The organism is Bacteroidota bacterium (genome assembly GCA_020402865.1).
Classification (GTDB): Bacteria; Bacteroidota; Bacteroidia; order Palsa-965; family Palsa-965.
The window spans coordinates 15,415-31,278 of record JADBYT010000024.1 but is presented as its reverse complement, the minus strand read 5'-3'; the positions used below and the strand labels follow the sequence as shown (position 1 = coordinate 31,278).

At 49.3% G+C, this 15,864-nt stretch carries 15 protein-coding genes; 5 read left to right on the top strand and 10 right to left on the bottom strand.

The window, feature by feature from the left end:
- Positions 1-209: 209 nt before the first annotated feature.
- Positions 210-1,427 carry a tetratricopeptide repeat protein gene (locus IM638_15295; GenBank protein ID MCA6364401.1) on the top strand — a complete coding sequence of 406 codons (1,218 nt, stop codon included), beginning with the start codon at positions 210-212 and terminating at the stop codon, positions 1,425-1,427.
- Positions 1,428-1,581: 154 nt separating this feature from the next.
- Here IM638_15295 and IM638_15290 read toward each other — a convergent pair whose 3' ends face one another.
- The 9 genes from IM638_15290 to IM638_15250 all read right to left on the bottom strand — a co-directional run bounded on the left by IM638_15290 (position 1,582) and on the right by IM638_15250 (position 11,656).
- Positions 1,582-2,145, bottom strand: a complete 564-nt coding sequence (locus IM638_15290) for a hypothetical protein (protein ID MCA6364400.1) — start codon at positions 2,143-2,145, stop codon at positions 1,582-1,584.
- An 87-nt stretch (positions 2,146-2,232) separates the two neighbouring features.
- Positions 2,233-3,102 (bottom strand): sigma-70 family RNA polymerase sigma factor, encoded by an 870-nt coding sequence (locus IM638_15285; protein ID MCA6364399.1) that lies wholly within the window; start codon positions 3,100-3,102, stop codon positions 2,233-2,235.
- A gap of 229 nt (positions 3,103-3,331) precedes the next feature.
- Positions 3,332-5,539 carry a polyribonucleotide nucleotidyltransferase gene (gene pnp / locus IM638_15280; protein MCA6364398.1) on the bottom strand — a complete coding sequence of 736 codons (2,208 nt, stop codon included), beginning with the start codon at positions 5,537-5,539 and terminating at the stop codon, positions 3,332-3,334.
- A 183-nt stretch (positions 5,540-5,722) separates the two neighbouring features.
- Positions 5,723-5,992, bottom strand: coding sequence for a 30S ribosomal protein S15 (gene rpsO / locus IM638_15275; protein MCA6364397.1), 270 nt, complete (start codon positions 5,990-5,992; stop codon positions 5,723-5,725).
- A gap of 84 nt (positions 5,993-6,076) precedes the next feature.
- Positions 6,077-6,373 (bottom strand): hypothetical protein, encoded by a 297-nt coding sequence (locus IM638_15270; protein MCA6364396.1) that lies wholly within the window; start codon positions 6,371-6,373, stop codon positions 6,077-6,079.
- Positions 6,374-6,459: 86 nt separating this feature from the next.
- On the bottom strand, positions 6,460-6,981 hold the full coding sequence (locus IM638_15265) for a hypothetical protein (GenBank protein MCA6364395.1): 522 nt from the start codon (positions 6,979-6,981) through the stop codon (positions 6,460-6,462).
- A 63-nt stretch (positions 6,982-7,044) separates the two neighbouring features.
- Positions 7,045-7,890 carry an acetyl-CoA carboxylase carboxyltransferase subunit beta gene (locus IM638_15260; protein MCA6364394.1) on the bottom strand — a complete coding sequence of 282 codons (846 nt, stop codon included), beginning with the start codon at positions 7,888-7,890 and terminating at the stop codon, positions 7,045-7,047.
- A 29-nt stretch (positions 7,891-7,919) separates the two neighbouring features.
- Positions 7,920-8,975 carry a class I fructose-bisphosphate aldolase gene (locus tag IM638_15255; GenBank protein ID MCA6364393.1) on the bottom strand — a complete coding sequence of 352 codons (1,056 nt, stop codon included), beginning with the start codon at positions 8,973-8,975 and terminating at the stop codon, positions 7,920-7,922.
- A 119-nt stretch (positions 8,976-9,094) separates the two neighbouring features.
- Complete coding sequence (locus tag IM638_15250) at positions 9,095-11,656, bottom strand: BamA/TamA family outer membrane protein (protein ID MCA6364392.1); 2,562 nt, start codon at positions 11,654-11,656, stop codon at positions 9,095-9,097.
- Between the two features lie 57 nt (positions 11,657-11,713).
- On the opposite strand from IM638_15250, the gene IM638_15245 reads away from it, so the two are divergent.
- The 4 genes from IM638_15245 (at position 11,714) to IM638_15230 (ending at position 15,516) form a co-directional block, all read left to right on the top strand.
- Positions 11,714-12,493, top strand: coding sequence for an RNA methyltransferase (locus tag IM638_15245; protein ID MCA6364391.1), 780 nt, complete (start codon positions 11,714-11,716; stop codon positions 12,491-12,493).
- 115 nt (positions 12,494-12,608) lie between these two features.
- The gene (locus tag IM638_15240; protein ID MCA6364390.1) at positions 12,609-13,454 is read left to right on the top strand and encodes a hypothetical protein; all 846 of its coding nucleotides are present in this window, start codon (positions 12,609-12,611) and stop codon (positions 13,452-13,454) included.
- 105 nt (positions 13,455-13,559) lie between these two features.
- Entirely contained in the window at positions 13,560-14,342 is a 783-nt protein-coding gene (locus IM638_15235) for a 2-(1,2-epoxy-1,2-dihydrophenyl)acetyl-CoA isomerase (GenBank protein MCA6364389.1), read from the top strand.
- 4 nt (positions 14,343-14,346) lie between these two features.
- Positions 14,347-15,516: a 3-hydroxybutyryl-CoA dehydrogenase gene (locus IM638_15230; GenBank protein ID MCA6364388.1), complete on the top strand. Its 1,170-nt coding sequence runs from the start codon at positions 14,347-14,349 to the stop codon at positions 15,514-15,516.
- Here the strand turns inward: IM638_15230 and IM638_15225 are convergent.
- Positions 15,510-15,851 (bottom strand): nucleotide pyrophosphohydrolase, encoded by a 342-nt coding sequence (locus IM638_15225; GenBank protein MCA6364387.1) that lies wholly within the window; start codon positions 15,849-15,851, stop codon positions 15,510-15,512. The two genes, IM638_15230 and IM638_15225, sit on opposite strands and share 7 nt — an antisense overlap.
- Positions 15,852-15,864 lie beyond the last annotated feature (13 nt).

Below are 15,864 nucleotides of genomic sequence, written 5' to 3'. Positions count from 1 at the left end.
TTATTCATTAAAAAGAGTGTTGTGCAGTAGCTGCTCAACACTCTTTTTATTTTTAAAATACTCACGTTCAAACTGATACCAAAAACCAAGAACAGCGATGTCCAGTATATTAATTCCCTATTAAAACACCGTAAAACATCGATGGCTGCAGTTTGTTTTAAAATTAAACGACAGCTATGCGGACTTTTGTATTTCATACTTTTCTTTTGTTGATTTCATTTGGAGCAACTGCACAAACAGGAAGCGGTGTTCCCTCCAATTTTTATCCGGCACTTGAACTGATTACGCTTGGCGATGTGGAACTGCGCTTCGGGCGCACGGAGCAGGCGTTAATGAATTACAACAATGCCATTGCCATGGCGCCTGACTTTGCCGAAGCCTACGTGCACCGTGGCCGTCTTTATGCCATTATGGGAAGGCAAAGCGAATCAGCCGCCGATTTTCAGCAGGCTACTCAGCTTAATCCGTACGCGGCATTGTACATTGATGCGCGGCGCAGGCTGCAAATGCTCAAAACCGATTACCGCACTTCTGCCGAAGATCCGCTCCAGCAGATTCTGAACAATCCGTATCAAACCACACTGCAATACAACCTTGCCGACCGCAGCCTCATCGAAGGCCATTTCGATTCAAGTCTGGTGGCTTCGGCACAGCGTCTGCAGGCTAATCCGCTCGATACAGAAGCACTTACCTGTGCGGCCTTATCGAGCTATTTTCTTGGACAAACAACGCAAGGACATAAGTATATTGATCGTGTACTTACACTTATTCCGGGCAGTGCGCAGGCCGCGGATATAAAAGGGATGATGTACAAAAAGGAACAACGCTTCGGCGATGCGCGCAAATGGTTTCAGCAAGCCATTTCGCACGACTCGCTTTATGCCATAAGCTATTATCATCTCGGCTACCTGAGCAAACTCGAAGGCGATACAATATCCGCGCTGCAATGGTTCAACAAAGCACTGCGCCTTGAACCGCAGCTCAGGCAGGCATTAATTATGCGCAGTGCGGTACACACAGCTCAAAATAATTTCAACGAGGCGCAAAATGATATGCTGCTTATTTCTGATGCCGCCGAAACCGATCATGCGCTTTACAATCAGGCCGTGCTCAACAAACATCTCGGCGATTATCAAAATGCGTTGCGCATTTACGAAGATTTACTGTACAAAAATCCGAACGATGTGTATCTGCTCAATGCGCTGGGCAATCTTTACAATTTCTTCGGCGATTTTGATCGTGCCGTGCTGCATTACAACCGCGCCCTGCAACTAAAACCCGATTATCACACCGCACGCTACAACTTAGGCATCACGCTGCTGCTTCAATTGCGCCATGTACGTGCCTGCGCGGAGCTGCGCGAAGCAGAAATGTATAATGTACCCGGAGCGGCTATGGCGGTGAGGTGTAATTGTGCGGGGTTTTAGAGAAATCAAGAGACTCAATATCACCACCAAAACATTCATTTCATAGCTATGTTCAGTAGTTTGATGATAGACTGATGAATATTACAGATTAATACGCCAGCAGAATGAAGCAAAATTCTTTATAGAATATAATTGTATAAGTCACGAAAGTCAATTATCGATTTTCTGTTGATTTACCTTTTGCGATTATTACAATTACAGCTATCATCGCAAACCCAAAAAGCAAAAGCGGCACTGAATTATTTGGATCAAAATCGGTATTGTTTACAAAAGCAATCAGCATAAGTACCAACCACAACAACATTCCGACTATGCTTGTCAATAGCTGTAAAAAAATCAACAACTCAGAATACCGAAAGGAATCTGATGAGGATAAATGCGGCATCCACTGATCCGGATATTCTTCACTAATTTTCTTCCCTGCAAGCACCTTATCTTTCTGAATGGTTAATATAAACTTACTCCCAATCCACATAATCGTTATCCAGAGTACACATATTAAAATTCCTGCTAAAACAAGTACCCAATCAATTTTCTTACTAATTAAAGCAGTATATCTGCTTAACAAATACAGCATGATTAATACAAAATCAACTACAAAAAAAAGAGTGAATTTTTTCTGGTATAATTGATAGTAATATTGGTATTGATTTTCAAGAAAAAGATATACTTCTTTTTGGGGCAATGATTTTTCAGAGGGCATGGAGTTAGTTTGCATATTTCAAAAATAAAAAAAGGAAGCCTACAGAGCTTCCTTTTCATTTATACTAAGACACTGCGCTTACGGGCACAGGTGAGATAGTTGTTAACCCAGATATGTTTTCAGCAAACGGCTGCGCGAAGTATGTTTCAGGCGGCGGATGGCTTTTTCCTTGATCTGGCGCACGCGTTCGCGGGTGAGATCAAAACGCTCGCCGATTTCTTCGAGTGTGAGTGCGTGTTCGCCATTGAGGCCGAAGTACAGGCGCACCACATCGGCCTCGCGGGCGGTGAGTGTGGAAAGCGCGCGTTCAATTTCCTTGCGGAGCGATTCGCTGATGAGTGTGCCTTCGGGGCTTGGCGTGTCTTCGCTCTGCATCACATCATACATGTTGCTCGTGTTCTCGTCGCCGGTGGCGAGCGGAGCATCCATGGATACGTGGCGGCCGGTATTACGCAAAGCTTCTTTGATGTCTTCGGGCGAAAGTTCGAGTGCGGCGGCGATTTCATCGGCGCTGGGCTCGCGTTCGTATTCCTGCTCGAGACGGGCAAAGGTTTTGTTGATTTTGTTGATGGAGCCGATTTTATTGAGCGGCAAACGCACAATGCGCGACTGCTCGGCCAGCGCCTGAAGAATTGACTGACGAATCCACCAAACAGCGTAGGAGATGAATTTAAAGCCGCGTGTTTCATCGAAACGCTGTGCTGCTTTAATCAAACCAAGATTGCCTTCGTTAATCAGGTCAGGCAAACTCAGGCCCTGGTTCTGATACTGTTTGGAAACAGAAACAACGAAACGCAGGTTCGCATTCACCAGTTTGGCTAATGCGGCCTGATCATTCTGTTTGATTCTGCGTGCTAATTCAACTTCCTCCTCCGCATTAATCAGATCAACACGACCAATCTCCTGCAAATATTTGTCGAGCGATGCCGTTTCACGGTTCGTTACCTGCTTCGATATTTTTAGCTGACGCATCATAGGGGCAAGCTGTCTCTAAATGAATAAAATGTGTAAGTGGTTCTGTTTGGCTTAACGAAAGGTAACTAAAAAGGTTTCAACCGACAAGTGCTTCAGCCCGTCGAACAATATTTTTTGCCCGACCAATTTTCATGCCGTTTCTTTCAGAGGCTTGATGGTGGCGGGAGTTAAAAAGAAAACGGTGCCGAAAAAAAATTCCGGCACCGTTTGCATTTAAGCTGAAAAATTAATCCTGAGTGGTATTCTCGGGCTGCGGATTGCGCGGGCCGCGGTTGTTTCCACCTTCGCGGCGGGGCGGACGTTCCTGCCAGCCTTCGGGCTTGGGCAGAAGCACCTTGCGTGAAAGACGGAACTTACCGGTCTTCTCGTCAATCTCAATCAGTTTCACCTGAATGATATCGCCCTGTTTGAGCACACCGTCGAGGTTTTCGAGGCGTTTCCAGTCCACTTCCGAAATGTGCAGCAGACCATCGCGGCCGGGCAGGAATTCTACGAAAGCACCGAAGGGCATAATGCTCTTCACTTTGCCTTCATATACTTCACCCACATCGGGCAACGAAGTAATGCCTTTGATGCGCATCACAGCCTTGTCGATCGAATCTTTGTTTGAAGCGGCAATATCCACTACACCAAACTCGCCTACCTCTTCAATCATAATGGTAGTGCCGGTTTCGCGCTGCATTTCCTGAATAATTTTGCCGCCCGGTCCGATTACCGCACCAATAAACTCGCGCGGGATGCGGAGCTGAACGATGCGCGGTGCGTGATCTTTATAGTCTTCACGCGGCTCGCTGATCGTTTTCAGCATTTCACCCATGATATGCAAACGGCCTTGTTTGGCCTGCTCTAATGCTTCGGCCATTACTTCGTAAGGCAGTCCGTCAACCTTCAGGTCCATCTGAACAGCAGTAATGCCGTCTTTTGTACCACAAACTTTGAAATCCATATCACCGAGGTGATCTTCATCACCGAGAATATCAGAAAGTACGGCGTACTTACCGGCTGCATCCGTGATAAGACCCATTGCAATACCGGCAACCGGCTTTTTCACTTTCACACCTGCATCCATCAGCGCCATTGTACCTGCGCAAACGGTGGCCATAGATGAAGAACCGTTTGATTCGAGAATATCCGAAACAATACGAATAGTGTATTGGTTATCGGCCGGAATCATGTTTTTGAGTGCACGCAGTGCGAGGTTGCCATGACCAATTTCACGACGACCGGTTCCGCGCATCGGCTTAGCCTCACCTGTAGAGAAGGGCGGGAAGTTGTAATGCAGCAGGAAGTTTACTTCTTCGTGATACATCGGTGTATCGATAAGCTGTGCATCGAGTTTGGTGCCGAGTGTAACAGTGGTAAGCGACTGTGTTTCGCCACGGGTAAATACGGCTGAACCGTGTGCCATAGGCAGGTAATCGGTTTCACTCCAGATCGGGCGGATTTCAGTAAGTGTGCGGCCGTCGAGGCGCTTGCGGGTATCGAGTACAGCACGGCGAACGGCTTCCCATTCGGTGATGTAGTAATACTTTTTGGCAAGGCCTTTGAGTTCGTCGGTTTGTTCTTCGGCCGGAATGGTGGCCCAGAACGCTTCAAACACCGCTTTGAAAGCGGCTTTGCGCTCGGCCTTATTCGGGTTACCCTGCATGGCTACGGCAAGTGCTTTTTCGTAGCAGAAGGCATGTACTTTTTCCTGCAGTGCGGCGTCGTTGGTTTCGTGGCTGTATTCGCGCTTTACTTTCGACTTTTCAACCGCAGCAGCCAGTGCGTTGATGGCTCCGATCTGTACACGAATCGCTTCGTGTGCAAATTTGATGGCCTCAAGCATTACAGCTTCTGATACTTCGAGCATTTCGCCTTCCACCATCAGAATATCTTTCTGGCTGGCAGCCACAATCATGTCGATATCAGAAGTTTTCATTTCCTCAATCGTGGGGTTGATCTTGAAATTTCCATCAATACGACCCACACGAACCTCTGAAATAGGTCCGTTGAACGGAATATCTGAAACTGCCAGTGCAGCAGCGGCAGCAAGGCCGGCAAAGCAATCGGGCAGAATGGTTTTGTCTGACGAGATGAGATAAATCAGCACCTGTGTGTCGGCGTGATAATCTTCGGGGAAAAGCGGACGCAGTGCGCGGTCCACAAGGCGGCTTACAAGCACTTCGCCATCGCTCGGACGGGCTTCGCGTTTGAAAAAGCCTCCGGGGAAGCGGCCTGTAGAGGCAAACATTTCACGGTAATCAACCGTGAGCGGCATAAAGTCAACGCCGGGTTTTGCATCAGGGTTGGATACTGCCGTAGCAAGCAGCATCGTGTTACCGTACTTCACAACTACCGAACCGTCAGCCTGTTTGGCTAATTTGCCCGTTTCGATGGTCACCATACGGCCGTCGCCCATGTCGAACGTTTGTTGAATTCCTGTTGGTTTCATATTACTCATTTATTTTTCCAATGGTGGCAGCACGATAAAATACATCGGGTATTTTACATCCGCCCTTTGCGGTGTGCCGGCAATGCATGCGTCGGGGTTTTAGCCCGGTATAAAAGCCGAAAGCATCCCGCATTGCCCGGGATGCTTTCGACTGAAAAGTTATTTTAGAAACTGGGGCATGAATTACTTGCGGATTTCCAGTTTCTTGAGGATAGCGCGGTAGCGCTCGATGTCGTTTTTCTTCAGGTAATCAAGCAAAGCTTTGCGCTTGCCTACCAGAAGAACGAGTGAACGCTCGGTGCTTTTGTCTTTCGGCTTTTGCTTGAGGTGCTGTGTCAGGTGCTGAATACGATAGGTAAACAGAGCGATCTGACCTTCAGGCGACCCGGTGTCGGCATCTGACTTGCCGTGTGTGCGGAAGATTTCCTTCTTTTTGTCGGACGTAAGGTACATGATTGTGAATGAATTAGGCTTGGCTACGGTGCCAAACGGCTGCAAAGGTAGGAATATTTCTGATTCCTCAAAAATGTTTCGCCCTCATTCCCGCTTCAATCGTGCGGCAGTGTCCTTGATTACCTTGTAACCATTATTAAGTTCCTCGCGGGTTTTCACAAACAGAAACTCAATAAGACCGTTGCAGGTTTCCAGTTCCTCATCTGTGTGCAGAATATCGTCGAAACGGCAGGATAGGATACCTTCTTTTCTTTCGTGGCAGGAATAAACAGCGTAAATAATACGCATTTCGGGCTTGCGGTTAAAATGATAACTGGTAAGTCCCTGTAAGTTATGCTTGAGTAATTCGCCGGACGCTGGATTGTGATGAATTTCATTCATCGCTTCCTTAATTTTTGTTTTCGCACCGGGATCAAATGACTTAAAGTCTCTTTCGAAGTTCTTGGTCAGGGATAACTTATATGCCATTACTCTAAACCATTTAATAATTCATCGACCGAATTACCTGATTTAATTCGTTCACTACCAAGACCGTGTGCAACAAGTGAAGACAAATAGTTGTTGTAACCATCCGAACTTTCATCCACCGTAATAGACTCATCAGCAATAATGCGTAGTGTCTCAATAAATTTGATTGAGCTTGAAATCAGGCTTTTTGCCGACATATACAAATCAAAATCAGCCTGATCTGTAATTTCTTTGGTTGAAAGAAATTCATCAAGAGCGATTAATGTATCTACTGCTCCAACAACATGCTGATAGGCTTCCTGTGCCTGACTGGGTGTGTAGCGAAATGCTTTTGCCCGAAGATTATCATTTATCCTGACAAAGACTTTCATTAAGGCAGATACATCCTGATCGCTGAGATGGATATCAGGATTTTCTTCTGTGGCCGATTTTGTGCGCGCAATGCCACTTACTTCACCATATCTTCGATTGAGCAGTGAAATAGGATAATTAAAGTCCTGATTAATTGTGTGAGCTAACATAAATAAACAAATAAGTTACTCATAAGCAACTTCATACAAAGATAAACAATAAACAGGCTAAAATCAACCTTTAAAAAGGCTGAGCAACTGCACCAGCTTTGCTTTAAGCTCAGTACGGGGCACAATGGCATCGAGGAAGCCATGTTCAAGTACAAACTCGGCGGTTTGAAAGCCTTTAGGCAGATCTTTACCGATAGTTTCCTTTACCACACGCGGACCGGCAAAGCCGATGAGTGAACCCGGTTCGGCAATGTTCAGGTCGCCAAGCATGGCGTAAGAGGCTGTAACACCGCCGGTGGTAGGATCGGTGAGCAGCGAGATGTACGGAATGCCGGCATCATCGAGCTGAGCCAGACGTGCCGATGTTTTGGCCATCTGCATAAGCGAATGAGCAGCTTCCATCATACGCGCGCCGCCTGATTTGGAAATGATGAGCAGCGGAATTTTTTTCTCCAGGCACACTTCAATGGAGCGGGCAATCTTCTCGCCCACTACTGAACCCATTGAACCTCCGATGAAGCTGAAATCCATACAGCACACCACCATCTCATGACCGCCTACTTTGCCGTGTGCGGCGCGGATGGCATCTTTCAAACCTGTTTTCTGCTGCGATTCGGCTACGCGGGCCGGATACTTTTTTGTATCCGTAAACTGCAGCGGATCACCAGAGGTGAGATTCGGGAAAAGCTCTTCCGCTTCCTGCTCGTCGAACAGGATCGTAAAGTATTCTTCCGAACCAATTCGTTCGTGATACCCGCAGTTGGGACATACATAGTGATTAGCCACATGCTCGGTAGTAGGAATTACCTTTTTGCATGACTTACACTTGTACCAGAGCCCTTCGGGGGTTTCTTTCTTCTCTTTGGTGGAAGTGGTAATCCCTTCCTTGATGCGTTTAAACCAGCTCATGAATACAATGTTGGGGAGTGATGATGCGGTTAAGCAATCGTCACTTCATTAGACAGGTAAACATCCTGAATGGCGTTGAGCAATGCAATGCCTTCGTTCAGGGGTTTCTGGAAGGCTTTTCTACCTGAAATGAGGCCCTGACCGCCAGCACGCTTGTTGATCACGGCTGTGGCTACGGCTTCGGCAAGGTCGGAAGCGCCTTTTGATTCGCCACCCGAATTGATAAGTCCCATGCGGCCCATGTAGCAGTTGGCTACCTGATAGCGGCAAAGATCAATCGGGTGATCGCTGCTGAGTTCGGAATATACTTTGGGATGTGTTTTGCCGTGGCCTGTAGCGTTGTAGCCACCGTTGTTCACGGGCAGTTTTTGTTTGATAATATCGGCCTGAATGGTTACGCCCAGGTGGTTGGCCTGGCTGGTAAGGTCTGCCGCGGCGTGATAATCAACACCGTCTTTCTTGAAGCCGGGGTTGCGCAGGTAGCACCAGAGAATGGTAGCCATGCCCAGTTCGTGCGCACGTTCGAAAGCAGCGGATACTTCCTGAATCTGGCGGGCCGATTCGTCAGAACCAAAGTAAATGGTAGCACCCACAGCCACAGCGCCCAGGTTCCAGGCTTCTTCTACAGAGCCAAACATTACCTGATCATACTTGTTAGGGTAGCTGAGAAATTCGTTGTGGTTGATTTTTACCACAAACGGAATTTTATGGGCGTATTTGCGCGATACTGAAGCCAGCACACCATACGTGGTAGCCACAGCATTGCAACCGCCTTCAATGGCAAGCTTTACAATGTTTTCGCCATCGAAATAAATCGGATTCGGAGCGAAGGAAGCGCCGGCAGAGTGTTCAATTCCCTGATCGACAGGAAGAATTGACATATAGCCGGTATTGGCCAAACGACCTGTGCCGTAGAGTGCCTGAAGGCTGCGGAGCACCTGCGGACTGCGGTTGGTTTGAGCAAAAATGCGGTCCACGAAATCGCCACCGGGCAGGTGAAGCTGATCGCGGGAGATTTTACATGTGTGATTGAGCAGGCTTTCTGCCTGATCGCCAAGGAGTTGCTGGATTTTATCGATGGCCATTGCCGGTTCTGTTGATCGTTCAGGGAGGCAAAGCTAACAAATCTGTGCACGTTTTGGCCTGCCAATCGGCAAAGTGTTAACTAACAACCTGATAATCAAAGAATAATACCTTCGAATGGTTAAAACGGATAACCGATGCCAAAATTGAGGTTGCTGCCCAGCGGGCGCTGCCCGATCCACCAGCGTTCGCCGTAGGGTAATGAGGGATCGCGCATTTTGAAGGCGAGGTCGAGACGAATAATGAAGAAGCTGAGGTCGTAACGTAAACCAAAGCCGGGACCGAAAGCAAGATCGTTTACAAAGCGAGAGAACTCGAAATTGCCGTTCGGGCGGGTGGTGTCGGGGCGCAGGAGCCAGATGTTGCCCCCATCGGCAAACACGGCGCCTTTGAGGGTATTGGTAATGCGGAAACGGAGTTCAATGTTGTACTCGGCCTGCACATCGCCAAACTGGGCAAACTGTTCATTGGCTGGCACGGGATAGGACCCGGGGCCGAGGCTTCGGGCTTCCCAGGCACGGATGCCGTTTGTACCGCCTGCAAAAAAGCTTTTCTCAAGCGGCATGGCAGGAAAATTATCGAGCGGCACACCCACACCCTGTGCCACACGCAAAACCAGTTGCTGGTGGTCACCAAAACGGCGTGAATAGATGTAGGTAGCCGCCACGCGCACATACTGCGAAAACGGAATGCCAAATACCCGGTATGAGCCGTTCTGATCAGGCACGGCATTGGAACGCTCGAAGAAAAAGCGCATAATGTTCCCGGATATGCCCGCATCGGCTTTCAGGTAATGTACATCGCGCGATTTCTTGGGGTTTTGCGTGTTGAGTGTGTAGGAAATACGGCTTTCATTGATGAAGTGATCGGTAAAACGATAACGCAATACGGGATCAGTATTGGCATTGAGTAAATCGGCCAGACCGGCTTTGGGGGTTACCCTTACCACATTAAACTCCTGCAGGTAAATACCCATGCGCCCAAACCGCCCCATACTGAAATTGTAACCGTAAGAAAGGTTGAAGATGGTACGGTCGTAATCCAACCGGCGCTGGTAGTTAAATGAAGTAAGGAAAGTAGTGCGTCGTCCTTCGGCACGGGCAAAGGGAAAGAGGTTGTAGGGAGCCATTGCGCGCGGAATATTGAGCGAAATTTCGGCACCCGCCTCAATCGTGTTCAGCGTTACCTGCTCAGGGCCGTTCTGCGTGGTTTGGGTAATTGGCTGCTGGGCTTCCGTACCGCCGCGCAAACGGAATTCGAGCATTTCAGCTCCACGGAAAAGATTGTTGTTCTGAAATGCAAACTGTCCGCCGATGCCCAGGTTACCGCCCGTGTTGGTGCCTTCCACCTGCAACTGATACGACTGGCGCATGATCGGAATAAGCACAATTTCGCAGTCCACCTGATCGGCCCCCACGGCACGGGCGTTCACAAACACCTGGCGAAAAAGGCGCAAACTGATAAGCTGGCGGTAAGTAGCCGCAAACTCCGACTCATTATACAACGCACCGTTATGGTCGATGAGGATGCGTGAAGTAAGTACTTCGGGTTTGTAGGGAAACTCGGGCTCGCGCAGCGTATCGCGCAAAAATTGAATGGTACGTGTACCGTCGTGATCAACATGGGTAATCAGTTCGCGCGGAGCATCGTCGTTTTTAAGCTCCTGCACCGAAGTAATGGTGCGCACAGTGATATTTCGCACATAATAGCGTTTGTGATCAGTGGGCACCCAGGAGGTATCGGAAACCTGCTGACGCGGACTCCGGATGCGGATAATTACATCGGCATAATGTCCGCGCGACGAGGAATCGACTTCAAAGCGAACGTAATCTTTGGTAAACTGGTAATAGCCTTTATTACGCAGGTTCCGGGTAATGCGGTCGCGTTCGGCCGAAAAAACATCCATATCGTAGTTTACAAACTCACCGGGGTTACGCGGCAGAAGATAGCAGGAGTCTTTATCTTCATTTACCAGCAGCGCAAGCTGGGGATCCTGCACATCATAACTTACATTGCGTACTACGTAGGGTTGTTTGGGGTCGATATAATAATACAGATGGACTTTACGGTTACGGTTGGGGCCGATTTTAAAGCGGAATTTCCACGGCATTTTCACCGTAGAATCATTAATTGAGCGCAAAAGTGCATTGCGCTGAAAAAACAAAAGACGGCGGTTGAATGTGGTATCCTTTACCACGGCATCAAAATAGCCTTTGTTGTGCAGGTAAAGTTCAAACTGTTTATGTGTACGTTCGGTAAGTGTGCTGTCGTAAACTACCGGGGCTTCGCCAATGCTTTGAAGGAACTGGCCTACGGTGCGGCGTTTTTTGGGTTCGCGGCGATAGGAGCCGTTGCGGCGTTTGGGGTTGTTCTCGTACCGCTGTTTTTTCGCATTGTATTTTTCCAGCTTTCTTATCTGACGAACAGAATCACGTTTCGGATTCACCAGGTTATAGATCTGGAGGTAAAGCGGTACAATAACCACCCTTCGGTTGGGCTTTTGCTTTACGTAGGCATTCAGATCGCTTTTGTCGGGCTTTTTTCCGGTGTTAAGAATTTCCACCCGGCGCAGCAGTTTCTGATTTTTCTTTTTGTTAAGGCGCCGGGTGGCACAGCCTGAATCGGCAAGCACCAGCAGGGCCAGAACAAGGGTCAGAAAGAGTGAAACGGCTGAACGGAACACGGAAAAGAATAAAGCAGTTGCTATTTTTGCAAATATAGTGCCTGAATTGGTTATCGGATGATCTCAAAAAACAGAATCGCTTTTCTGCGTGCCCTGCAGCAGAAGAAAACCCGCCGCGAACAAGGTTTGTTTGTGGCCGAAGGCACTAAAACCGTGCTCGAACTCCTGCACGCTGCCCTGCCCTGCCGCTATGTGGCTGCCACGCAAAACTGGTGGCACACCCACCAGCTTCCGCCGGCATGTAAAGCGGATACGGATACGGCCGACGAAAAAGACATGGCCCGCATTTCCTCGCTCAGCACCGCACCCGATGTGCTGGCCGTGTTTGAAATCCCTGCTGCTGCCATTGCTCCGGCCGATGTGCTGGGCGGCTACACCCTCGCTGCCGACGGCATACGCGACCCCGGCAACCTCGGCACACTCATACGTATTGCCGACTGGTTTGGCATTGAGCGCGTACTCTGCTCGGGCGATACGGCTGAGGTGTGGAACCCAAAAACCGTGCAGGCCACCATGGGTTCGCTGGCCCGCGTGCAAACCGCCGAGGTAGATTTGCCCGCTTTCCTTGCCGAAACAGCCAGCCTCTCAAACAATACACTGCCGGTTTACGGCACCTTTCTTCAGGGCCAGTCGGTTTACAGCACCGGCTTTGCCCCAAACGGCATTATTATCATCGGCAGCGAATCGCACGGCATCAGCGATGCGGTGAAAAATATGGTTTCGCATCACATTACAATACCTTCGTTTAGCAGCGGTCAGGGAGCCGAATCGCTCAATGCGGGCGTGGCGGCAGGAATTATTTGCGCCGAAATGCGCCGGCAAACCCTTGTAAAATAAGGGAATCATAAATTTTCTTAAAAAAATTTCATTGGCGGGTTAAACCCCGGAGTTGTAGCTGAGTCATAACGACAACAAACAGCAACAACAACATTCACATAAAAAACCAACACCGATGAATATCCAGCGCATTTTCTCCCGCACTCTTCCCGTTCTTGCACTTAGTGCAGTACTCGTAACAGGCTGCCGCCGTGAAGAAGAAGATACCGACACCAATGCCGCCACCGACAACGCACTGGCCGAAGCCACTTTCAGCGACGTAGCCAACTTTACCGACGAAGCAGGCCGCACCGGCGATCTCACCAACTACCGCGTGGGTGATCTCGAAGGTACTCTCAACGCCTGTGCAACCATTACGTTCGACTCACTTATCTCGACCGATAATGATACACTCACCATCGACTTCGGCACCACAAACTGCACCGGCAACGATGGACGCAACCGCCGTGGAAAAGTAATTGTGGTTTATAACGGCCGCTTCCGCGATGCAGGCCACACTCACACCGTAACCTTCGACAACTACTTTGTAAACGACAACCAGGTACTGGGCACTAAAACGGTAAGCAACCTCGGCCCCAATGCAGCCGGCCACACCGTGTATGATGTTGATGTGAACGGACAGATTGTACTGGCCAACAACGGCGGCACCATAACCTGGACCTCACAGCGCCAGCGCGAATGGGTACAAGGTGAAAGCACGGCTGTATGGAGCGACGATATTTACTCGGTAACCGGCTCAGCCAGCGGCACCAGCGCAAGCGGACAAAGCTACACCATGCAAATCACCAGCCCGCTCATCCGCAACATGGCTCTCGGTTGCCGCCGCCACTTTACACAAGGTGTGCTGCAGCTCACACCCTCAAACCGCCCCATGCGCACAGTTGATTTTGGCAACGGCGCCTGCGACAATATTGCAACCGTAACCATTGGCAACAACACTTACACAATCCAGCTTCGCTAACCGCTCTGCTGAAGTTGCGATTAAAAACAACGGCTCTCTGCACAGGGAGCCGTTGTTGTGTTTATGGTGATGTGTTTTGGCCGGGCTTTGCTACATTTGCAACGTATGAGTGAACAACCGATTCTTACCGAAAAAAGCGGAAACGTATTAATCATCCGCCTCAACCGTCCCGATAAATTCAACAGCTTTAACCGCGAAATGGCGCTGCAATTGCAGGCCGCGCTTGATGCTGCTGCTGCCGATGAAGAAGTGCGCTGCCTCTTGCTTACCGGAAACGGCAAGGCATTTTGCGCCGGGCAGGATCTTTCGGAAGCCATTGACCCGGATGGCCCGGGCATTGAAAACATTGTAACCGAACATTACAACCCTATTATTCTCAAGCTGCGCGCCATTGAAAAGCCTGTTGTATGTGCGGTAAATGGTGTGGCTGCCGGCGCGGGTGCCAACATTGCACTGGCCTGCGATGTAGTGTTGTCGGCCGCTTCGGCTTCGTTTATTCAGGCATTCAGTAAAATCGGGCTGATTCCCGATAGCGGCGGAACCTTCTTTTTGCCGCGTCTGATTGGTTTTCAGCGTGCATCGGCACTGATGATGCTGGGCGATAAAGTGACTGCGGCCGATGCCTTGCAAATGGGTATGCTTTACAAAGTGTGCGACGATGCCGCGCTTATGGACACTGCGCTGCAAACCGCCACCACACTGGCGGCAATGCCCACCAAAGGAATTGGTCTTACCAAACGGCTGCTCAACGAATCGGCCACCAACAGCCTTGCGCAGCAGCTTGCACGCGAAGGTGAAGAGCAGGTTACAGCGGCACAAACGTACGACTACAACGAAGGCGTAACTGCTTTCCTCGAAAAACGCAAACCCGAATTCAAAGGCCGCTGATCGTATGCTTTCCACATCTTCCGTAATTGGTGTAATTGGCGCCGGAGCCATGGGCGCGGGCATTGCGCAGGTAGCTGCCACAGCCGGACACGCTGTAATTTTGTTTGATACAAACGCCGCCCAGCTCGATAAAGCCAAAACCGATCTGGCTGCCACGCTGAATAAACTCACCGAAAAAGGCAAACTCACTGCCGAAGCCGCGCAGCAAATTCAAAGCCGTTTCACCTACGCCACCACGCTCGATACCTTTGCGCCCTGTGCGCTCATTATCGAAGCAATTGTAGAGCGGCTCGATGTGAAACAGGATGTGTTTGGCAAACTCGAAAGCATTGTAAGCGAAAACTGTATGCTGGCCAGCAATACATCGTCACTTTCCATCACACTCATCGCATCGGCCTGCAAAAAGCCGGAGCGTGTGCTGGGCATTCACTTCTTCAATCCGGCGCCGCTTATGCCGCTGGTAGAAATTATTCCCGGCGTAGCTACTGATGAAACGCTGCTGCTTGCTGCGAAAGCTACTATTGACAGCTGGGGCAAAACTACGGTGCTTACCAAAGACACACCCGGATTTATTGTAAACCGCGTGGCGCGTTCGTACTACGGCGAGTCGATACGTATTTACGAAGAAGGTATTGCTGATTTTGCCACCATCGATTACGCGCTGAAAACAGCGGGCGGTTTCCGCATGGGCCCGTTTGAACTGATGGATTTTATCGGCAACGACATCAACTACAAAGTAACTGAAACCGTGTGGGAGCAGTTCTTTTACGAACCGCGTTTCAAACCTTCGTTTACCCAAAAACGACTTTACGAAGCCAAACGATTTGGCCGCAAAACCGGACGTGGTTATTACGACTATTCGCCGGGCGCCGTTATGCCTGAGCCAAAGAAAGACGAAACACTTGCCAACGAAATTCTGAACCGCGTGCTGGCTATGCTTATCAACGAAGCGGCAGATGCGTTTTACCTCGGCATTGCCACACGCGATGATCTTGACACGGCCATGACCAAAGGTGTTAACTACCCGAAAGGTTTGCTGAAATGGGCCGATGAAATTGGCATTGCGAACGTACTTGCCACGCTCGAAAATCTTTACACCGAATACGGCGAAGACCGCTACCGCCCCTGCGTATTACTGAAACGCATGGCCCGCGAGAAGAAAACGTTCTACTGATTTTCGCTTCCGCGCAGTTTATCGTTTTCGTGATGGCGTGTGCTGTCGCGCTGCGTTTTTTTATCAAGATTTTTTTGCAGGGCGGCAGTAAGATCCACACCGGTTTGGTTGGCTAAACAAATAACCACAAACAGCACGTCGGCAAGTTCATCGGCAAGCTGTTTGTCTTTATCGCTGGCCTTAAACGATTGTTCGCCGTATTGCCGCGATATAATTCGGGCCACCTCCCCTACTTCTTCGGTAAGAATAGCCATGTTGGTTAACTCGCTGAAATAGCGTACACCGTGGGTTTTAATCCATTGGTCAACTGTTTCCTGTGCCTGCTCGATGGTCATTTTGTATTTCCGG